18 protein-coding genes and 1 pseudogene are annotated in these 20,672 nt (G+C 71.2%); 2 read left to right on the forward strand and 17 right to left on the reverse strand.

Annotated elements, in window-relative coordinates:
- Positions 1–37: 37 nt before the first annotated feature.
- From PV419_RS07055 to PV419_RS07085, 7 genes are read right to left on the reverse strand one after another with little or no spacing between them, the layout of a single operon-like run.
- Positions 38–403: a nuclear transport factor 2 family protein gene (locus PV419_RS07055; RefSeq protein WP_319686867.1), complete on the reverse strand. Its 366-nt coding sequence runs from the start codon at positions 401–403 to the stop codon at positions 38–40.
- Positions 400–1,227 carry an alpha/beta hydrolase family protein gene (locus tag PV419_RS07060; protein WP_319686868.1) on the reverse strand — a complete coding sequence of 276 codons (828 nt, stop codon included), beginning with the start codon at positions 1,225–1,227 and terminating at the stop codon, positions 400–402. The genes PV419_RS07055 and PV419_RS07060 overlap by 4 nt, the downstream gene beginning before the upstream one ends.
- Entirely contained in the window at positions 1,209–2,804 is a 1,596-nt protein-coding gene (locus PV419_RS07065; RefSeq protein ID WP_319686869.1) for an amino acid adenylation domain-containing protein, read from the reverse strand. Before PV419_RS07065 ends, PV419_RS07060 begins: the two co-directional genes overlap by 19 nt.
- Positions 2,788–3,993 carry an acyl-CoA dehydrogenase family protein gene (locus PV419_RS07070; RefSeq protein ID WP_319686870.1) on the reverse strand — a complete coding sequence of 402 codons (1,206 nt, stop codon included), beginning with the start codon at positions 3,991–3,993 and terminating at the stop codon, positions 2,788–2,790. The genes PV419_RS07065 and PV419_RS07070 overlap by 17 nt, the downstream gene beginning before the upstream one ends.
- Positions 3,990–5,396: a TrpB-like pyridoxal phosphate-dependent enzyme gene (locus tag PV419_RS07075; protein WP_319686871.1), complete on the reverse strand. Its 1,407-nt coding sequence runs from the start codon at positions 5,394–5,396 to the stop codon at positions 3,990–3,992. The genes PV419_RS07070 and PV419_RS07075 overlap by 4 nt, the downstream gene beginning before the upstream one ends.
- On the reverse strand, positions 5,393–5,710 hold the full coding sequence (locus PV419_RS07080; RefSeq protein WP_319686872.1) for a phosphopantetheine-binding protein: 318 nt from the start codon (positions 5,708–5,710) through the stop codon (positions 5,393–5,395). The genes PV419_RS07075 and PV419_RS07080 overlap by 4 nt, the downstream gene beginning before the upstream one ends.
- Positions 5,707–6,405, reverse strand: a complete 699-nt coding sequence (locus PV419_RS07085; RefSeq protein WP_415925246.1) for a DUF6875 domain-containing protein — start codon at positions 6,403–6,405, stop codon at positions 5,707–5,709. The genes PV419_RS07080 and PV419_RS07085 overlap by 4 nt, the downstream gene beginning before the upstream one ends.
- Before the next feature lie 221 nt (positions 6,406–6,626).
- Between PV419_RS07085 and PV419_RS53200 the strand changes: the two are divergent.
- Together PV419_RS53200 and PV419_RS07090 are read left to right on the forward strand one after the other, a co-directional pair.
- Positions 6,627–6,968 (forward strand): annotated as a pseudogene (locus PV419_RS53200) (helix-turn-helix domain-containing protein); the annotation flags it as partial.
- 153 nt (positions 6,969–7,121) lie between these two features.
- Positions 7,122–8,855, forward strand: a complete 1,734-nt coding sequence (locus PV419_RS07090; RefSeq protein WP_319686874.1) for a BTAD domain-containing putative transcriptional regulator — start codon at positions 7,122–7,124, stop codon at positions 8,853–8,855.
- A 5-nt stretch (positions 8,856–8,860) separates the two neighbouring features.
- Here the strand turns inward: PV419_RS07090 and glyA are convergent, their stop codons facing one another.
- The 10 genes from glyA to thrC all read right to left on the reverse strand — a co-directional run bounded on the left by glyA (position 8,861) and on the right by thrC (position 20,621).
- A complete protein-coding gene (gene glyA / locus PV419_RS07095; protein WP_319686875.1) occupies positions 8,861–10,174 on the reverse strand; it encodes a serine hydroxymethyltransferase in 1,314 nt (437 codons plus the stop codon).
- Between the two features lie 96 nt (positions 10,175–10,270).
- Positions 10,271–10,930: a protein-tyrosine-phosphatase gene (locus PV419_RS07100; RefSeq protein ID WP_319686876.1), complete on the reverse strand. Its 660-nt coding sequence runs from the start codon at positions 10,928–10,930 to the stop codon at positions 10,271–10,273.
- Positions 10,927–11,574: an L-threonylcarbamoyladenylate synthase gene (locus PV419_RS07105; RefSeq protein WP_319686877.1), complete on the reverse strand. Its 648-nt coding sequence runs from the start codon at positions 11,572–11,574 to the stop codon at positions 10,927–10,929. The genes PV419_RS07100 and PV419_RS07105 overlap by 4 nt, the downstream gene beginning before the upstream one ends.
- Before the next feature lie 68 nt (positions 11,575–11,642).
- Positions 11,643–12,488, reverse strand: coding sequence for a peptide chain release factor N(5)-glutamine methyltransferase (gene prmC / locus PV419_RS07110; RefSeq protein WP_319686878.1), 846 nt, complete (start codon positions 12,486–12,488; stop codon positions 11,643–11,645).
- A gap of 58 nt (positions 12,489–12,546) precedes the next feature.
- Complete coding sequence (prfA, locus tag PV419_RS07115) at positions 12,547–13,617, reverse strand: peptide chain release factor 1 (protein WP_319686879.1); 1,071 nt, start codon at positions 13,615–13,617, stop codon at positions 12,547–12,549.
- 143 nt (positions 13,618–13,760) lie between these two features.
- Positions 13,761–13,985 (reverse strand): 50S ribosomal protein L31, encoded by a 225-nt coding sequence (gene rpmE, locus PV419_RS07120; RefSeq protein ID WP_319686880.1) that lies wholly within the window; start codon positions 13,983–13,985, stop codon positions 13,761–13,763.
- A gap of 164 nt (positions 13,986–14,149) precedes the next feature.
- Positions 14,150–15,280: an LCP family protein gene (locus PV419_RS07125; protein ID WP_319686881.1), complete on the reverse strand. Its 1,131-nt coding sequence runs from the start codon at positions 15,278–15,280 to the stop codon at positions 14,150–14,152.
- A gap of 339 nt (positions 15,281–15,619) precedes the next feature.
- A complete protein-coding gene (gene rho / locus PV419_RS07130; RefSeq protein ID WP_319686882.1) occupies positions 15,620–17,806 on the reverse strand; it encodes a transcription termination factor Rho in 2,187 nt (728 codons plus the stop codon).
- A gap of 429 nt (positions 17,807–18,235) precedes the next feature.
- Positions 18,236–19,150 carry a homoserine kinase gene (thrB, locus tag PV419_RS07135; protein WP_319686883.1) on the reverse strand — a complete coding sequence of 305 codons (915 nt, stop codon included), beginning with the start codon at positions 19,148–19,150 and terminating at the stop codon, positions 18,236–18,238.
- 385 nt (positions 19,151–19,535) lie between these two features.
- Positions 19,536–20,621 (reverse strand): threonine synthase, encoded by a 1,086-nt coding sequence (gene thrC, locus PV419_RS07140; RefSeq protein WP_319687544.1) that lies wholly within the window; start codon positions 20,619–20,621, stop codon positions 19,536–19,538.
- Between the last annotated feature and the right edge of the window lie 51 nt (positions 20,622–20,672).

Consider the following 20,672-nt stretch of genomic DNA (forward strand, 5'->3'; position numbering starts at 1 on the left):
GGTCCTGTACGGATTTCTGCCGCTGGGTGATCCGGGCTCACACCAGCGGGGTGAAGAAGAAGGTGTCCCGCCGGGAGAAGCGCCCGTCCTCGCCGAGCTGGAAGAAATCAGCGAAACGCACCCGCACGGACTTCCCGTCCTTCAGCAGTCCTTCGAAATCTCCGTGCACCGCGACCCGGTCCGGCTCGGCCACCACATCGCGCAGGAAGTGTTTTCCGGAAACGATGACGCGGTCGTCGTGGTAAAAGCGCTCCAGATCCCCCGTCCCGCGCATCGGCGGATAACCGGGGCGTTCGTACACGGCATCCGCCGTGAACAGCGACACCAGGCCCGGAATATCGTCCCGGTCCACCAGGTCGTAATACCGCTCGACGCGCCGTATGGATTCTTCGGCAGTGATCATACGAAGGACACCCCGTTCGCGTTCGCCCCCGTGAGATGGCGCGCCACGAAGGCCATGGCGGCGGGCAGCGCGCTGTTCACGAAGTCCATGTCATGACCGCCCGGCCGCTCGTGGTACTCCGGGCTCCAGCCCCCGCTCCGCAGGGCGTCGCGCGTCCGGCGGTTCATCCGGATGACGCGGTCGTAGTCCCCGGTCCCCACGTCCAGGTGGAGCGGGGACCGCGGGCCGGCGGGCGGCCGGCCGATGAGCCGGTACGGGTCGTACAGCAGGCGGGTGGCGCTCCCCGGCGGCCCCCAGACCCGCTGGTGGCTCGCCTCGGTGGGCATCACGAAGCCGGGGTCGGCACGGTGCGCGGCATAGGGGTCGCCACGCCGCAGCGGCGCCTCGAAGGCGCCCGCGTGGGACACCGCGGCACCGAACACCGAGGGGTGCCGCAGGGTCAGGAACAGCGCGGCGGCCCCTCCCATGGAGAAGCCGCCGACGGCGCGCGACGAGCGGTCGGCGCGGGTGTTGAACCCGGCGTCCACGGCCGGTACGAGGTCCTGGACGAGGTAGTCCTCGTAGCGGAGCCCGGCGTGGTCGTTGATGAACCACCGACGCCCGCTCTCCGGCAGCACCACGATCAGCCGGCTGTCGCGCACCAGCTCCACCAGGCCGGTGCGCAGCAGCCAGGTGTCCCGGCCGCCGCCGTAGCCGTGCAGCAGATACAGCACCGGATGCCCCGGGCCGCGGTCCGCGTACCCGTCGGGCAGCACGATGTTCACGCGTTTGCTCCGGCCCAGTGCCGTGCTGGGCCACCGCCGCGTCACGACCTCGACGGGCACGGCACCTCCTCGTCCCGTGCCGCCGCGGCGGCCAGCGCACGGCGATCGGCCTTGCCCGTCGAGGTGCGGCACAGGTCGGTGACGAACCGGAAGCGGGCCGGGACCATATAGCGGGGCAGCGTCTCCAGGCAGTGGCGGCGCAGCCGCGCCTCGTCCGGCTGTTCCCCGGCGACGGGCACCACATAGGTCTCCAGCCGGACCCCGGCGCCGGGGTCGTCGCCGTCGGGGGCCGCGACGCACACCGCCTCGTGGACCTCGGGCAGGGCCAGCAGCGCGGCCTCGATCTCGGCCGGTTCGATCCGGTAGCCGCGGACCTTGACCATGTGGTCGCGGCGGCCGACGAAGCGGTAGCCGTGCTCGCCCTCGTGGCGCACCAGGTCACCGGTGCCGTGGGCGCGCGCGGGCGGCGCCGCCGGGTCGGCGGCGCCCCAGTAGCCGAGCATCACCGAGTCGCCCTCGACGACCAGTTCGCCCTCGGCGCCCGGCGTCGGCGGCACGGCCCGGCCGTCGGCGTCGATCAGCCGGGTGGTCGCGTACGGGCAGGGGCGGCCGATGGGCGGGGGTGCGGTGCACCCGGGGGCGAGGTCGGCGTCGGTGACCCGGTGGTAGGTGCAGACGTTGGTCTCGGTGGGGCCGTAGAGGTTGTACAGCTCGGCGTCCGGCAGTGCCGCGCGCAGCCGCCGCAGATGCTTGACGGGGAACTCCTCGCCGGCGAACAGGACTCTGCGCAGCCCCGAAGAGCTCAGCTCCTGGCGGTTCTTGGCGTCCAGCATCCGCACCAGGGCGCCCGGTACCGAGTACCAGACGGTGATGCTCTCCTCGGCCACCAGCCGGTTCAGCGCCACCCCGAGGGCCTTGTGGTGCTCGGGGACCAGCACCAGGCAGGCTCCGGCGGCCGCCGCCGCGAAGACGTCGAAGACGGACAGGTCGAAGTGGAGCGGGGCGTGCGAGGACAGCCGGTCCCGCGCTGTGATCCCGAACTCGGCGACGGCCCAGTCCACGAAGGCCAGCGCGTTGCGGTGGGAGAGCATCACCCCCTTGGGCACTCCGGTGGAGCCCGAGGTGTACAGCACATAGGCCAGATCTCCCGGGGCGACGGGCGTGGGCGCGAAGCCGTCGGGCAGCGGCCGTTCCACCGCCCGCCGCCAGCCGGTGACCGCGGCGGGGGCGTCCGGCGCCGGTTCGTCGAGCAGCACCACCGGCCCCGGCGCGGGCCGCTGCCGGGCGCCGAGGGCGGTCAGCGTGGCGAGCCTGGCGCTGTCGGTGATCAGGCAGCTCACCGCGCAGTCGGCGAGGATGTACGCCGTGCGGGCCGCGGGCGCGGCCGGGTCGATCGGCACATAGGCGGCCCCGCACATGAGCACCGCGTGGACGGCGACGACGGTCTCGGCCGACTTGGCCGTCCACAGCCCCACCCGGTCCCCCGGGCCCACCCCCGCCTCCCGCAGGGTGGCGGCCAGGGCGCCGGCGGCCCGCTCGAGCCCGGCGTAGTCCAGCGAACTCCCGCGGTGGCGGACCGCCTCGGCCAGGGGGCGCTCGGCCGCCGTCCGGGTGAGCAGGTCAACGAGCGTCGCCACCGCCCTCACCCCCCGCCGCGCGGGCCGGCGCGGTGCGGCGCGCCCGGGCCGTGATCCCCATCTTCTCGGCGATCACCCGGCGTTGCATATCGGAGGTGCCCGAGGAGATCCGGGTGCCGAGGGCGTCGCGGAGGTTCCGTTCGACGTCGGTGTCGGTGGTGTAGCCGAGCCCGCCGTACACCTGCATGGCGTCCAGGAAGGTCTGGACGGCGGCTTCACTGGTCCGTAACTGGGCCGCCTCCGGGAAGACGGAGGTGGTGCCCTCCTGAAGGTCCCAGGCCGCCCGGTAGGTGAGCAGCCGGGCCTCCTCCAGCCGGACCCGCATGTCCACGATGCGGTGGGAGACCGCGTCGTTGCGGCCGATGATCCGGCCGAACTGGACCCGGCTCCTGGCGTGGCCGACGCAGGCGTCGATCTGCCGCCGCATGGTGCCCAGCATCGGCGCCAGGATCAGGGAGCGCTCCCAGGCCATCGCCCGGGCCAGGATCCGTGAGCCCTGCTTCTCGGCGCCCAGCCGCCGGTCCGCCGGGACCCGGCACTCCTGGAGGGTGACCTCCCCCCAGGGCGCGGTGCGCAGCCCGGTCTTCTCGAAGCGGGTCTCCACCGTCAGCCCCTCCTGGCCCCGCTCGACCAGGAAGGCGGTCACCCCGGTGAAGCCCAGGGCCGGGTCCACGGTGGCGTAGACGATGAAGACGTCGGCGATGGGCGCGTTGGTGACGAAGCGCTTGGTGCCGCTGAGCACATAGCCGTCGCCGTCGCGGTGGGCGCGCGCGGTCAGTGCGAGGGCGTCGGACCCCGCGTCGGCCTCGGTGATCGCATGGGCCCCCACCAGACGGCCGTCGCTGAGCGCGGGCAGATAGCGGCGCTTCTGCTCGGCGGTGCCGAACTCCCGGAGCGGCAGCTCGACCGCCCACAGATGGGCGCCGAGCGCGAGCATCAGCCCATTGTCCCGGCAGCCGAGGCCCAGGCCCTCCATGGCGTAGGCGCAAGCGAGCGGGGACAGCCCGAGCCCGCCGTACTCCTTCGGTACGGGCAGGCCGAGGACCCCGGCCTCCGCGCACCGCTGCCAGTCCCCCGGCTGCAGGCTCTGCGACCGCTCCCGCTCCTCCACCGCTTCGCCGAGCTTCTCGCCGAGGTCGCACAGGCGCTCGCCGAGGGCCCGCTGCTCCTCGGTCCAGTCGAAGTTCATGACGTCGCACCGGATGCCGCACCGGACGCCGCACCGGTGGGAAGGACGTCGGGCAGGGCGGCGAGCGAGGCGGCGATCCGGTCATCGGAGACGGTGTGGTCCTCCAGCCCGCCCGCCAGGTACTGGTCGTAGGCGGACAGGTCGAGCAGCCCGTGGCCGCTGATGTTGCACAGGATGACCGTGGACCTGCGCTCCTGCCGGGCGCGTACCGCCTCGTCGATCACGGCGCGGACCGCGTGGGCGGACTCGGGGGCCGGTACGACGTTCTCGGTGCGGGCGAACAGCGCGCCCGCCTCGAACACGGCGTTCTGGCCGTAGGCCACGGCCTCCATGAGACCGCGCTCGTACAACGCGCTGACCAGGGGCGCGGCGCCGTGGTAGCGCAGCCCGCCGGCATGGAGGCCGGGCGCGACGAAGGTGTGCCCGAGGGTGTACATCTTGGTCATCGGCGTGGTGCCCGAGACGTCGTTGTAGTCCCAGGCGTAGCGGCCCCGGGTCATCTTGGGGCAGGCGTCGGGCTCCACGGCGACCAGCCGGGTGGCGGCCTTGGTGCGCAGCCGTTCCCGGTGGAAGGGGAACGCGAGGCCGGCGAAGTTGCTGCCCGCTCCCATCGAGGCGATGACGACGTCGGGGAACTCGCCCGCCAGCTCCATCTGGCGCAGCGCCTCCTCGCCGATGACCGTCTGGTGCAGCAGGACGTGGTTCTCGCCGCTGCCGACCGCGAACCGGCCACCGTCCACCCGGCGGGCGTGCTCCAGGGCCTCGGCGTTGGCGATGGCCAGGCTGCCGTCGCTGTCCGGGGATGCGGCGAGCACCTCGCGCCCGGCCTCGGTGTCGGGGCTGGGGCTGGGGATCACCCGGGCGCCGTTCAGCCCCATCAGGACCCGGCGGTACGGCTTCTGCTCGTAGCTGCAGCGGACCATGAAGACGGTGCAGTCCAGCCCCATGGACTGGCAGGCCATCGCCAATGCGGTGCCCCACTGCCCGGCCCCGGTGCCGGTGGTCAGCTGCCGCACCCCGGCCTTCTTGTAGAAGTACGCCTGGGCCAGCGCCGAGTTGAGCTTGTGGCTGCCGGCCGCGTTGGTGCCCTCGTACTTGTAGTAGATGTGCGCGGGAGTCTCCAGGGCGGCCTCGAGACCGCGGGCGCGCACCAGGGGCGTGGGCCGCCAGCGCTGGTACCGCTCGCGCACCTCGGCCGGGATCTCCACGAAGCGCTCCCGGCCCACGCTGCCCCGGTACATGGACAGCGGGATGTTGGGGGCCTGCCGGCCGGGCTCGGCCGGCTGGTCGGCGCGAGCCCGGCGCACCTGGGCCACCGGTACGTCGAGGTCGGCGAGGATGTTGTACCAGTGCGTGGGGACATCGCTCTCGTCCAGCAGGAACCGGTTGCGGGCCGCCTTCACGCGTCGCCCTCCGTCCGGGGGCCGGGCGCCTGGCCTTCGCTCACCTGGCCCGTCCGCACCTGCCCCAGCACCAGATCGAGGAGGTCGCCGACGGTCTCCAGGTCCACCTCCATGACGTCCTCGTCCTCGATATGGCAGCCGAACTCCTCCTCCACCGCCACCAGGAGTTGCAGCAGGTTCAGGGAATCGAGCTGAATGGTCGGCGAGTAGAGCGCGATATCGGGGGTGATCTCCTCCGGGCTCAACCGCAGATCCAGGACATCGACCATGAGCTTGCGTACCCTGTCCGCGACCTCGTCGTCGGTGCAGTTCATTCAGGACTCCTCTCCAGGAGCGCTTCGAGTCCGAACTCGCGCGCGGCCTCGACCGCGTCCTTCGCCGCCTGGGGCGGGAGTTCCCGGCCGTACCGCTCCAGGTACTGGGCCAGATATTCCGGATCGTCCTTGAGGAACGGAAAGTCGGTGGGGACCATGTGCCGCATCGCCAGCAGCGGGACGGGGCTGCGCAGCGGGCGGAAGTCGGGGTTCCACAGCCCGGGCTTCGCGGGCGGTCCGTCATGGAACTCACCGATCATCAGGCCGTGTGAGACATAGTCGGCCTTCAGCAGGTCCTGCGCCCCGTCGATGACGCCGGACACCTGGTCCGGCGGCAGTTCCGGGAACAGCACCAGGATGGTCGTGTAGTGCGCGGCCGGTCCGTTCGCGGCGGCGAGCTCGATGAACCAGTCGCGGTACGCGCGCAGCGACTCGGCCACCTCCAGCAGGTCGCCCGGCACGCCGGGCTGCACCGCCAGATAGAACAGACCCTTGTTCATGGAGGATTTCACGAAGGGACAGACATGCCCCCTTCGCCCTATCTCCGGGTGCGGCTGGGTCAGATACCCGGACGCCCACTCGACGATGTCCCGAATCGGCTTCTCATAAGCAACCAACGAAGCGGGCAGCCCGGCGCGCCCCATATCATCCAGTTCAATCAGTAATAGCCTCGACTTACCCCCATGAATCAGCATGCCCCAATCGCCCCCCGTGCAAGCAATTTCTCGGCAGATGACCCCGGGCACAAACAATGCCGCGATGGATCCGGCTCGACATTCATGTGTACGGAACCCATCTGCGGCAGGTATTGTCACGGAGAAGCACGCACGTAAAGGGGATGCTACAGACACCACTCAACAGCACACTGGACATGCCCTATACGCGCGACCTGCCTCTTCCCCGCCACCACTCCGGCATGTGGAATACGGAACGACCAAGCGCTGTCAGCTCGGACAGCGTCTACGGTGCGGGGTCCGGCAGATGCGCTTGGCGGCGCACCCGAACGGGCTGCTCGCTTTGCGTTAACAGCAGAGACCGAAAGGCCATTGTTGAAACGGGGCAGTTAGTGGCAAACGGACAAAGAGCTATTCCCGGTCGCCCCGGCCACCTGGGCGAGGTGGTCAGGGATGCCAGGGACCGGGCCCGGCTGAGCCAGCGCGCCGTGGCCGAGAAATCCGGCGTCAGCCTGCGAACTCTTCGCGAGATCGAAAGTGGCCGGGTCCGCATGCCACGGCTTCGGTCCATGGAGCGCCTGGCCGCGACGCTGCAGGATTCCCGGCTGCTTGAGCACGGTACGGCGGGTGCGTCCGGGGGCGATATCGCATACGGACACGACGACCGGCTGATATTGCGGGTACTGGGGCCCCTCAGCGCAACCCGGGGCCGCGCCGTGCTCAATGCGGGTACTCCGATGCAGCAGAGCCTCCTGGGATTGCTGGCACTCCACGCCAACCGCAGCGTATCCCAGGAAGAAATGGCTCACGTCCTGTGGGGAGAAGAGCCGCCCAACTCATTCCACCAGTTGATTCACACCTATGTCTCACGGCTCAGAGCATTGCTGACGGAGCATCAGGACCCGCAGACCGGGTCCCCCTCGATCGTGCGCCGCAACGTCGGTTACGAACTTCGCGTCGAGGCCGGTTGTCTGGACCTTCTGCGATTCCGTGAACTGACGGAGAAGTCCGAACGCGCCCGGGTCAGCGGCGACCTCACGCTCGAGGTGCGGCTGCTGCGGGAGTCCCTGCAACTGTGGTCGGGTCTGGTGCTCGAAGGGTTCTCGCCGCGCCTGCGGGAGCATCCGCTCGCCGTGGAATGCGGCCGGCAGCAGATCTCCTCGGCGCTGCGCTTCAGCCACCTCGCCGTCACCTCGGGCCACTACGAGCAGGCGATCGACCAACTGCAACCGATCGTGCGGCACCACCCCTTACACGAGGGGCTCCACGCCCCGCTGATGGTCGCCCTGGCCGGCGCCGGACAGCAGGTGGAGGCTCTCGCCCTCTTCAGCAGGCTGGACCGGGCCCTCCGCAACGACTTCGGCATCGAGCCGGGAGCGGAGCTTCGGGCCGCGCAGTTGGCGGTGCTCCGGGGCGTCACCCCGGCGGGGAACGGCGTGCCCGCGGCGGACCACGTACCGGGACCGGGTCCGGAGCTGGAGCGGCCCTACGAACTGCCCCCGGACACCCCCGATCTCGTGGGCCGGGACGAACACCACCCGGTCCTGCTCCATCTCACCCAAGGCGACGCGCACACCGGCTCGTTCGGGCCCTCACCGGTCGCCGCACTCTGCGGTCCGCCCGGCGCGGGGAAGTCCACCCTTGCGGTGCGGGTGGCGAATTCCAGCCGGTTCCACTACGTCGACGGAACGCTCTACGCGGATATACGGAACGAGCCCTCCGGCACCGCCCGGACAGCGGCGATACTGGAGCGCTTCCTCAAGGTCCTGGGCATGCCGGAGCGGGACATCCCCCGGGGGCTGACCGAGCGCAGTTCCTGCTACCGCAGCCTGCTGGCGGAGCGCCGGGTCCTGGTGGTCGTCGACAACGTTGCCCACGAGGAGCAGATACAGCCCCTGCTGCCCGGTGGATTCAGCAGCGCGCTGCTGTTCAGCAGCCGGGTGCCGCTCTTCGGTGTGACCGGTGCCCGCCATGTCCCGCTGCCGCTGTTCACCACCGAACAGGCCGTCAGGCTGCTCATCAGGATCGTGGGAGAGGGCCGCGCCCACGCCGAGCCCGGCCGGGCCGAGGAGATCGCCGAGCTGTGCGGCCATCTGCCGCTCGCCATCAGGATCGTGGGCCAGCGGCTGGTCGCACGTCCCCACTGGTCCCTCGCGCGCATGGTCCGGCGGCTTCACGACGAGGACCGCCGGCTGTCCGAGCTCACCCACGGCGACCTCGACGTACGCTCCCGCCTCGATACCCACCTCGACTCGCTGGAGGAGCCCCTCGAGCGAGCCCTCAGGCTGCTCACCGACTCCACTGATGCGTTCACCATCGGCACCGCCGCCGCCACGCTCGGCTGTACGCCCGCGTCCGCCGAAGACCTGATCGACGGCCTCGTCGACCACCAGCTGCTCACCGGGCCCGACTCGACGGGGCGCTATGAGTTCCCCCTGCTGACCCGCCTCCACGCCCGGACACGAGAGTAGGAGGTTCACTCCGGATACGGCGCGAACCTCCCGGCCAATTCGGCCGCCTCCCCCCGTACCGTCCGCTCCCCGCGCAGCGCCGCCACCAGCAACTCGGCGATGTGCGCCATCTCCTCCGTCCCCATCCCCTGCGTGGTCACCGCCGCGGTGCCCAGCCGGATGCCCTTGACGCAGCCGCCCGGCTCGGTCGCGGACGCCACGGCGCAGCTGTCCAGCACGAGGCCCGCCGCGGCGCAGCGGGCCCGGGCGGCGGGGCCGTCCAGGCCCAGCGGGGCGGGGTCGGCGGTGATCAGATGGGTGTCGGTGCCGCCGGTGGTCACCGGGACGCCCTCGGCGACCAGGGCGTCGGCCAGCACGTGGGCGTTGGCGACGACCCGGTGGGCGTACACGGTGAACGCGGGCTGCGCGGCCTCGCCGAACGCGACGGCCTTGGCGGCGACGGTGTGCATCTGCGCGCCGCCCTGCGTGAAGGGGAAGACCGCGCGGTCGACCCGTTCGGCGAGGTCCGCGCCGCACAGCATCATCCCGCCGCGGGGTCCGCGCAGCACCTTGTGCGTGGTCGCGCACACCACATCGGCGTACGGCACCGGGTTGGGCGCCGCCTTCCCGGCCACCAGGCCGATGGGGTGGGCGGCGTCCGCGATCAGATACGCGCCGACCTCGTCGGCGATCTCCCGGAAGGCCGCGTAGTCCAGGTGGCGGGGGTAGGTGATCGAGCCGCAGACGATCGCCTTGGGGCGGTGGGCCCGCGCCAGGTCGCGGAGCTGGTCGTAGTCGATCAGGCCGGTGTGCGGGTCGACGCCGTAGCCGATGAAGTCGAACCAGCGGCCGGAGAAGTTGGCCGGGGAGCCATGGGTGAGGTGTCCGCCGTGCGCCAGCGCCATCGCCAGGACCGTGTCGCCGGGCCGCAGCAGCGCGGCGTACGCGGCGAGCACCGCCGAGGAGCCCGAGTGCGGCTGCACATTGGCGTGCTCCGCGCCGAACAGGGCCTTCGCCCGGTCGATGGCGATCCGCTCGGCCACATCGACCAGCTCGCACCCGCCGTGGAAGCGGGCCCCGGGGTAGCCCTCGGCGTACTTGTTGGCCAGCGGCGAGGCGAGGGCAGCGAGCACGGCCCGGGAGGTGAAGTTCTCCGCGGCGATCAGTTGCAGCCCGCCCCTGACACGGTCCAGCTCGCCCAGGACGACCCCGGCGATGTCGGGGTCCTGCCGGCGCAGCGCGTCGAAGCCGGATTCCCATGAAGCGGCAGCACCGGCAGCACCAGGCTGGCCGGTCTGCCCGGTCGGGGTGCCGCGCGGCGGCGCGGGGGTAGCGGCCATCGCCAGCTCACAGCCTCAGGTAGGACAGGCCCGGGAGTACGAGGGGAGAGCGTCTGTGGTGTGTCCTCCCAATGTAGGCCCGGGCCCGGCCTGAGGCTACGCGGGAGCGGGCACCCCTGTCAGGGCCGTCACCACCGGGTCCAGCGCCTCGTGGATCTCGTCCCCGATGCTGCGGAAGAAGGTGATCGGCGCCCCGTACGGGTCGTGCACCTCGTCCGCGTCCTCGGTCGGCGCCAGCAGCCACCCGCGTAGCGCGGCCGCCGCCTGCACCAGGGCGCGGGCCCGGTCGACCACGCCGCCCGCCTCCTCCGGGTCGGGCAGCGTCGCCGGATCTATGGCCCGTACCAGCCGGGTGAACTCCTTGAGCGTGAAGGTGCGCAGCCCCGCCGAGTGCCCCATCGAGATGACCTGGGCGCGGTGGTCGCGGGTCGCGGTGAGGACGAGGTCGGCGCGGATGACGTGCTCGTCGAGCAGCTCGCGGCCGAGGAAACCGGCCGGATCGGCGCCGAAGTCGGTCAGGACGGTGGCGGCGTGCGCCTCCATGGGCGCGCCCTCGTGGCCCCAGGTCCCGGCGCTCTCCACGATCAGCCCGCTGGTGCGTTCGCTCCCCAGTCGGTCCGCGAGGGCATGCCGGGTCAGCCGCTCGGTGATCGGCGAGCGGCAGACGTTGCCGGTGCTGACGTGGAGGATGCGGAAGGTGTGGTCGGCGCTGTGGTGACGGTGTTCCGCTATGCCACGCCCCTCAGGGGCTGTCAATTGGCCACCTCGAGGTCGGGTACGACCTCCCGGAGCTGCTCCGCGCTCAGGGCGCCCGCGCGCAGCAGCACCGGCACCTTGCCGGTCACATCGACGATGGAGGACGGCACGGCGGCGGGGGTCGGCCCGCCGTCGAGGTAGACCGAGACCGAGTCGCCGAGCATCTCCTGGGCCGCGTCGCAGTCCTGCGGGGACGGGTGGCCGGTGAGGTTGGCGCTGGAGACCGCCATCGGGCCGAAGTCGTTCAGCAGCTCGATCGCGACCGGGTGCAGCGGCATCCGGACCGCGACGGTGCCGCGGGTCTCCCCCAGGTCCCAGGTGAGCGACGGCTGGTGCCGGGCGACCAGGGTGAGCGCGCCCGGCCAGAAGGCGTCCACCAGCTCCCACGCCTGCTCGGACAGGTCGGTGACCAGGCCGTGCAGGGTGTTCGGGGAGCCGACGAGGACGGGCGTGGGCATATTGCGGCCGCGGCCCTTGGCCTCCAGCAGATCGCCGACGGCCTCGGCGTTGAAGGCGTCCGCACCGATCCCGTAGACGGTGTCGGTGGGCAGCACGACCAGCTCGCCGCGGCGGACGGCGGACGCGGCCTCACGCAGGCCGGTCTTGCGGTCGATCGGGTCGCCGCAGTCGTATCGCCGTGCCATCAATTCTCCTTCGCTGGGTATCCGGTAGTGCGAGGCGTCACCGGATCGCTACTTTCCGTCAGCCGGGGTCACGGCATGGCCTTCCGCGCCGTGGCGAAGCGGGGCCGCTTGTTCAGGTCGGGGTGGTCGGCGGCGTCCGCCCAGCCACGCTCCTCGGTGAAGATCCACGGCACCTGGCCGCCCTGGGTGTCGGCGTGCTCGATGACCACGACCCCGCCGGGGCGCAGCAGCCGGTGGGCGGTGCGCTCGAGGCCGCGGATCACATCGAGGCCGTCCTCGCCGGAGAACAGCGCCACCTGGGGGTCGTGGTCGCGGGCCTCCGGCGCGACGTACTCCCACTCGGTCAGCGGGATGTACGGCGGGTTGCTGATCACCAGGTCCACCTGTCCGTCGAGCTCGGGCAGGGCCGACAGCGCGTCCCCGTGGTGGAGAACGACGCGGGACCCCTCGACGTTCTTGCGGGCCCACCGCAGGGCGCCCTCGTCCAGCTCCACGGCGTGCACCCGCGAGCGCGGCACCTCCTGCGCCAGCGCGAGGGCGATGGCCCCGGAGCCCGAGCACAGGTCGACGATCAGCGGTTCGACGACGTCCATGGCGCGTACCGCGTCTATGGCCCAGCCGACGACCGACTCGGTCTCCGGGCGGGGCACGAAGACGCCGGGGCCGACCTGGAGCTCCAGATAGCGGAAGAAGGCGCGCCCGGTGATGTGCTGCAGGGGCTCGCGGGCCTCGCGGCGGGCGACGGCCTCCCAGTAGCGGGCGTCGAAGTCGGCGTCGGCGACGCCGTGCAGCTCACCCCGCTTGACGCCGTGCACAAAGGCGGCCAGCTCCTCGGCGTCGAAGCGCGGAGACGGCACGCCGGCGTCGGCCAGCCGCTGGGTGGCCTGCGCCACCTCGGCGAGCAGCACATTCACTGAATTCCTCCAGCCGGTCCGGACAAAGGCTACGGGACTTCCCTGTGGGGGTGCGGCCCTACTGCGCGGCCGCGAGCTTGGCGGCGGCGTCGGCATCGACGCACGCCTGGATGACCGGATCGAGTTCGCCGTCGAGCACTTGGTCCAAGTTGTACGCCTTGAAGCCGACCCGGTGGTCCGAGATCCGGTTTTCCGGAAAGTTGTAGGTGCGGATGCGCTCGGACCGGTCCACCGTGCGGACCTGGCTGCGCCGTGCGTCCGACGCCTCCCGCTCGGCCTCCTCCTGGGCCGCGGCCAGCAGCCGTGAGCGCAGGATGCGCAGCGCCTGCTCCTTGTTCTGCAGCTGGCTCTTCTCGTTCTGGCAGGAGACCACGATGCCGGTGGGCAGATGGGTGATGCGCACCGCGGAGTCCGTGGTGTTGACCGACTGGCCGCCGGGGCCCGAGGAGCGGTAGACGTCGATCCGCAGGTCGTTCTGGATGATCTCGACCTCGACCTCCTCGGCCTCCGGGGTGACCAGCACTCCGGCGGCGGAGGTGTGGATACGGCCCTGGGACTCGGTGGCGGGCACCCGCTGCACGCGGTGTACCCCGCCCTCGTACTTCAGCCGGGCCCACACCCCCTGGCCGGGCTCCGCGCCGCCCTTGGCCTTCACCGCGACCTGGACGTCCTTGTAGCCGCCGAGGTCGGACTCGTTGGCGTCGATGATCTCGGTCTTCCAGCCGACGCGCTCGGCGTAGCGCAGATACATCCGCAGCAGGTCGCCCGCGAACAGCGCCGACTCCTCGCCGCCCTCGCCGGCCTTGACCTCGAGGATCACGTCCTTGTCGTCGCTGGGGTCGCGCGGGACCAGCAGCAGCCGCAGCTTGTCGGTCAGCTCCTCGCGCCGCGCGTCCAGCTCCTTGACCTCGTCGGCGAAGTCGGGGTCGACCTGGGCCAGCTCGCGCGCGGTGTCGACGTCCTCGCCGGTCTGCTTCCAGGAGCGGTACGTGCCGACGATCGGGGTCAGCTCGGCGTAGCGCTTGCTCAGCCGCATCGCCTCGCGCTGGTCGGCGTGGACCGCGGGATCGGCGAGCCGCTTCTCGAGGTCGGCGTGTTCGCCGATCAGTTCCTCGACCGCCTCGAACATCAAGGGCTCCTGGATGGGTGGAATGGATGCGTGTGGGGGATGAACGTTGTTACGACAAGACTGCTGCGACAAGCCGTGACGACAAAACGCCGGTCCGGCCGCCCCAGGGAAGGGGCGGCCGAAGACCGGCGCCGTGCGGGTCGCTACTTCTTGGCGGACCCGGCGTTCTTGCCGAAGCGGGCCTCGAACCGCGCCACTCGGCCACCGGTGTCGAGGATCTTCTGCTTGCCCGTGTAGAACGGGTGGCACTCGGAGCAGATGTCGGCACGGATGGTGCCGTCCGCCACGGTGCTACGGGTCGTGAAGGAGGCGCCACAGGTGCAGCTGACCTGCGTCTCGACGTACTCCGGGTGGATTTCGCGCTTCAAGGGATGCTCCTAGGTTCGGGAGGGCGCCGGGTCGACAGGCGGGTTGCCTGACGTGAACCGGGGCCGACAGTCCAGTCTGCCAGGACTGGCCGCATCCCCCAAAACCGGGGGTAGGGCCCAGATATTCCGGGGTGGCCCGGACGGGGGTCAGCCGGGGCGGGGGGTCAGGGGTTCTTGACGACCTTGTTGGCGTCGCCGGTCGCGTCGCCCGCCGAGCCCTTGGTCGCGGACGCGGGGATCGGCTTGTCCCAGCGCAGCGCCCGCCACACCTCCCGGGCCTTGGAGTCGATCGGCAGCACGCGGTTCGGGTCGTTCGGGTCGTACCGCACGGGCAGCGTCACCATGTGCATGTCCCCCGAGCCGATGTTCTTCAGGCTCTCGGCGAAGCCGCGCAGCTTGTTGACGGAGGCCAGCTCGGAGTCGACGGTCAGCGCCTTGGTGGAGGTGTCGGCGAGGTCGTAGAGCTTCGTCGGGCTGGAGAACAGGTCCACGGACTTGATCTGGTCCAGCAGCGCCTTGATGAACGCCTGCTGGAGCTTGATCCGGCCCAGGTCGCTGCCGTCGCCGACCCCGTGCCGGGTGCGCACCAGGCCCAGGGACTGCTCTCCGTTGAGCGTGTGCTTGCCGGGCTCCAGATCGAGGTGGCTCTTCTGGTCGTGGATCGGCTGGGTGGTGGTGATGTCCACGCCGCCGAGCTGGTCTATGAGGCGCTTGAAGCCGGAGAAGTCGACCTCGAGGTAGTGGTCCATGCGGATGCCGGTCATGGACTCGACGGTCTTGACGGCACAGGCCGGACCGCCGACCTCGTACGCGGAGTTGAACATCGCCAGACGCTGGGCGGGGACCGTCTTGCCGTCCTTGGGGCAGGCGGGGCGCCGGATCAGGGTGTCACGCGGGATGCTGACGACGCCGGCCTTCTTGCGGCCCTTGTAGACGTGCACGACCATCGCGGTGTCGGAGCGGGAGGTGCCCTCGTCGGTGCCGTACTTGGCGTTCTGGCCGGCCCGCGAGTCTGAGCCGAGGACCAAGATGTCCATGGAGCCGTTGTCGACGTTCTTGGGGCGGTCGTCGTCGAGGGCGCCGTTGATGTTGACCGCGGTGATATTGCCGTTCAGCTTGTAGTACAGATAGCCGAGGCCCGCGCCGCCCAGGACCAGCACGGCCGCCAGCGTCCACACCGTCCCCAGCAGCGCCTTGCGGCCCGTGCTACGGGGCGCCGGGGCCTTGCCGTGGCGGCCACCCTTGCGGGCTCGACGGCCCGAATTCACCGGTGTGCTGTTGCGGTCCTCAGCCATGCGCTCCTCAGTCCTCGCTGTCCGGGTACCCCCACCATCACGGTTAGGCGTGTTCTCGCCGTGATTCGACCTGACAGACGACAGGTCGTCCGCCAGGGTTGCATACGGAGGTTTCCCGTCCCGGAGCCGAGCGCCGCGGCCCCGTGTCGGCCCGCCTGCCTGGCTCGCGCCGCTGACCTGGGATTTCGCCGCGTATGACGGAGATCGCGCAGGTCGAGGGGGGTGTCGGCCGATGTGTCCCAGATCTCACACCAACGTGACGAGGGCCTCCCCGCGGTGTGCGGGGAGGCCCTCGTCGATCAGGCGTCGATCAGGCGTCGATCAGGAAAGCGCCGCTGATCAGTCGCCGTTGCCCGGGGTGGGCGTGGTCTTGGCGATCTGCATCAGGAATTCGGCGTTCGACTTCGTCTGCTTCATCTTGTCCAGAAGCAGTTCGATCGCCTGCTGCGAGTCGAGCGCGTGCAGCACCCGGCGCAGCTTCCAGACGATGCTCAGCTCCTCCGGTGCGAGGAGGATCTCCTCCTTGCGGGTGCTCGACGCGTCGACGTCGACCGCCGGGAAGATGCGCTTGTCGGCGAGCTTCCGGTCGAGCCTGAGCTCCATGTTGCCGGTGCCCTTGAACTCCTCGAAGATCACCTCGTCCATCCGCGATCCGGTCTCGACCAGCGCGGTGGCCAGGATGGTCAGCGAGCCGCCGTCCTCGATGTTGCGCGCGGCGCCGAAGAACTTCTTCGGCGGGTAGAGCGCGGTCGAGTCGACACCACCGGACAGAATGCGGCCGGAGGCGGGCGCCGCGAGGTTGTACGCGCGGCCCAGGCGGGTGATCGAGTCCAGCAGGACGACCACGTCATGACCCAGCTCGACCAGGCGCTTGGCCCGCTCGATCGCCAGCTCGGCGACGGTGGTGTGGTCCTCGGCCGGGCGGTCGAAGGTCGAGGAGATGACCTCGCCCTTGACCGACCGCTGCATGTCGGTGACCTCTTCCGGCCGCTCGTCGACGAGGACGACCATCAGGTGGCACTCGGGGCTGTTGCGGGTGATCGCGTTGGCGATCGCCTGCATGATCATGGTCTTACCGGTCTTCGGCGGGGCCACGATCAGACCACGCTGGCCCTTACCGATCGGCGCGACGAGATCGATGATGCGGGTCGTCAGCCCGCTGGCTTCGGTCTCCAGACGCAGTCGGTCCTGCGGGTACAGCGGGGTCAGCTTGCCGAACTCCGGCCGCCCGCGCCCGGTTTCGGGCGCCATGCCGTTGACCGAGTCGAGGCGGACCAGCGCGTTGAACTTCTCGCGGCGCTCCCCCTCGCGGGGCTGGCGGACCGCGCCGGTGACGTGGTCGCCCTTGCGCAGGCCGTTCTTGCGGACCTGGGCGAGCGAGACGTACACGTCGTTCGGGCCCGGCAGGTAGCCGGAGGTCCGGATGAACGCGTAGTTGTCGAGGATGTCGAGGATGCCCGCGACCGGGATCAGGACGTCGTCCTCGGACACCTGCGGCTCGTTGCCGAAGTCGTCGCGGCCACGGCGGCCACGGCGGTCGCGGTAGCGGCCGCGGCGCCCGCGGCGCCCGCCCTCGAAGTCGTCGTCGTCCTCGACGCCGGCGCCGGCACGCTGCTGGCCCTGGCCACGGCTGTCGCGCTGCTGGCGGCCGCCGCCCTGTGCGGCGCCGTCCTCGCCCTTGCCGCCGCGGCGGTCGCGACCGTCACGGCCGTCACGCTCGCGCTGGCCGTCACGCTCCCGCTGGCCGTCACGCTCGCGCTGACCGCCGCGCTCCCGGCGGTCGCCCTTCTGGCCGCGCTCGGCGCGCTCGGACCGGTCCTGGCCCTTGGCGCCCTTGCCCTCGGCGGTGTCCACGGCCGCCTCGGCCTTGGGCTCGGTCTTGGTCCCGACGGCGGTGGCCTCGGCCTTGGTCTCCGTCTTGGCTGTCTTGGCCTCGGTCTTGGTGTCGACGGCGGTGGCGGTGGGCGCGGTGTCGGTGGTGGTCACCGGCGCGGTGGCCCGCCGGCGGCGGCGCCCCTCGGCCGGCTGCTCGTCGGCGGCAGGCTCGCCCGGCTGGCCCGGGATCTCGATCTGCTGCTGAGCGGTGGCCTTCTCCGCCTTCGCGGCCTGGTCGTCCTTGGCGGCCTTGGTGCCCTGCGCCTTGGCCGCGGCCGGCTCGCTCTCCTCGCCCGTACGGGCCTTGGAGGTCGCGCGGCGCTTGGGCTTTGTCACCCCCTCCGCGGCGGCGGGGGCGGCCTCGGCGGAGGCGCCGGAGCCGGAGGCCTGCTTCTCCTTGATGACCTCGATCAGCTGGCTCTTGCGCATCCGCGCGGTGCCCCTGATGCCGAGGCTCGAGGCGAGCTGCTGCAGCTCGGCCAGGACCATGGCGTCGAGGCCGGTGCCCGAGCGGCGTCGCCGCGGGGCAGCGCCAGTGGCAGCACCGGTGGCAGGCGCGGCGGGAGCGTCCGTGGCGGGCGCGGCATTGCCGACACCGCTGTCGGAGGTGCCGGAGGCGTTCACGCCCATCAGATCGGTGGTGTCGCTCACGAAGGGTCCTTCCCTGGAGCGGGCGTCGGCCTGTCTGGCTCGGCGACCGGTTGTGCTGTCCGGCTGTGGTCCTTCTCGTGCGGACCGGCCGGGGCGGTGGTCCGCCAGGTATGGCGGAGAGATCAATTCATTGGTTCCCGACGCGACGGAGGCTTCGCCTGGATCCGCCGCGCCATTTCCGGAGCGTGCTCGGAACTGCTCAGGCAGGCTGCTCAGGCAGTTTGGGAGGCTCCCGGAAGAAGGGTGGTCCCGGATGGGGACACTGAGCACTGCGCCTCCCAGCCCGGCGATTACTCCGAGCATGAGGCATCAAGTGCAGACTTGAGGTTAACACTACCGGATCCAACAAACATTCCCCCTCTCCAAGACCGGCTATTGAGATTTTCGGGACTCCCGGGGCCGTCTGGGCCGCCTCGGGCGTCCGCGGAGTCAGGTGAGCGGCAGGACGCTCGCCCCCCCGGCGTCGAGAGCCAGCCGGTTGGCCGCCCACCCCTCGCCCGCCAGCCGTGCGACCTTGTCGGCCGCACCGTCTTCGACCAGCGCGAGCACCGTGGGGCCCGCGCCCGAGATGACCGCGGGGACGCCGTCCGCCCGCAGTCGGTTCACCAGGGCCACGCTCTCGGGCATCGCCGGAGCGCGGTATTCCTGGTGCAGCCGATCCTCCGTCGCCGCGAGCAGCAGCTCGGGACGCCTGGTCAGGGCCTCCACCAGCAGCGCGGCCCGCCCCGCGTTCGCCGCGGCGTCCACATGCGGGACGGTGCGCGGCAGCAGCCCCCGCGCGGTCGCCGTGAGCAGCGGCCGACCGGGCACGAAGACCACCGGAACGATGGAATCGGAAGGGTCCATTCTGATCGCCCGGGCGGCCCCCGCGTCGGTCCAGGCGAGGGTGAAGCCGCCGAGCAGACAGGCGGCGACATTGTCGGGGTGGCCCTCGATCTCGGTGGCCAGCTCCAGCAGCGCCGCGTCGTCGAGCCGCTCGGCGCCGCCTATGGTCACCGCGCGGGCGGCCACTATCCCGGCGCAGATGGCGGCCGAGGAGGAGCCCAGGCCCCGCCCGTGCGGAATCCGGTTGGCGCAGACGACCTCCAGGCCGCGCGGCTGTCCGCCCAGCAGGTCGAAGGCGGTGCGCAGGGACCGTACGAGCAGATGGTCCTCGTCGCGCGGCAGCGTCTCGGCGCCCTCACCCGCGATGTCGACGTGCAGGCCGGAGTCGGCGACCCGGACCACCACGTCGTCGTACAGCCCCAGGGCCAGGCCGAGGGCGTCGAAGCCGGGACCGAGGTTGGCGCTTGTGGCGGGCACGCGCACTCGGACGGCGGCGGCGCGGAACGCTGGACCGGCCATCGCTCGATGACTCTCCTTGTGTGACTGGGATTACTCGATTACTCGATTACTCGAAGAGGTACGGAACACCGCGAGGGCCGTGACGGGAAGTACGGCAACGCCGTGCAGAGGCGGCTGCTCTGCGTCGGGGCGGATTCAGTACAGCCTATCGAAGGAAGGTTCTGTGGCGACATAGGGCGCACGGGAGGCGCACGGTGCGTGTCGCGCTCCCTCTCGTCGTCCGTGACCACTCTACTGGAGCGTTCCGCGCGCCCTCCTCGCTCCCGGACTTCTCCGCCCGCACTCTAGTGGATCTTGAGACGCGGCGCCGGGCAACGGGTGGGGGGACACCCCGCCGCTGCCCGGCGCCGCGTGAACCCGGGCCGGAACCAACCCAGCCCGGAAATCAGGCCAGCCCGAGCCGCTCGGCGGCCGCGTCGGCGTCCACCGGCACCGTGACCGGCTGCGGCGCGCCCGCCACCGCCCAGTCCGGGTCCTTGAGGCCGTTTCCGGTCACCGTGCACACGATGCGCTGGCCGGGGTCGACAAGACCCTCCTCGGCGGCCTTGAGCAGACCCGCGACGCTCGCCGCGGAGGCCGGCTCGACGAAGACGCCCTCCTGGGCGGCGAGCAGCCGGTAGGCGGCGAGGATTTGACGGTCGGTCACCGCGTCGATGAGCCCGCCGGACTCGTCGCGCGCCTGCTCGGCGAAGGCCCAGGAGGCGGGGTTGCCGATGCGGATCGCGGTGGCGATGGTGCTCGGGTCCTTGACCGGCACACCGCGGACGATGGGCGCCGCGCCGGAGGCCTGGAACCCCCACATCCGGGGCGTACGGGAGGCGGGGGCGCCGAGCGGGCCGTCCGTCGCGTACTCCTTGTAGCCCTTCCAGTAGGCGGTGATGTTGCCCGCGTTGCCGACCGGCAGCACATGGATGTCGGGCGCGTCGCCGAGCATGTCAACGATCTCGAAGGCGGCGGTCTTCTGCCCTTCGATACGGGCCGGGTTGACCGAATTGACCAGCGCCACCGGGTACTTCTCGGACAGCCCGCGGGCCAGCGTCAGGCAGTCGTCGAAATTGCCGTCGACCTGGAGGATCTTGGAGCCGTGGACCAGCGCCTGGCCCATCTTACCCAGCGCGATCTTGCCCCGCGGGACCAGCACGGCGCAGACCATTCCGGCCCGTACCGCATAGGCGGCCGCGGAGGCCGAGGTGTTGCCGGTGGAGGCGCAGATGACGGCCTGGGCGCCCGCCTCCTTGGCCATGCTGATGGCCATGGTCATGCCGCGGTCCTTGAAGGACCCGGTGGGGTTGGCGCCCTCGACCTTGAGGTGCACCTCGCAGCCGGTGCGCTCGGAGACCACCTGGGCGGGGACCAGCGGGGTGCCGCCCTCGCGCAGGGTGACGACGGGGGTCGTCCCGCTGACCGGCAGCCGGTCGCGGTACTCCTCGATGATGCCCCGCCAGCCCTGCCAGCGGCGGGTGCCGGACATCGCGGGCCCGGCGTCAGCGATTGTGTTCATGATCTTCCTTTACTCCCCTGC

It is taken from the genome of Streptomyces sp. ME19-01-6, from assembly GCF_033793745.1.
Lineage (GTDB): Bacteria > Actinomycetota > Actinomycetes > Streptomycetales > Streptomycetaceae > Streptomyces.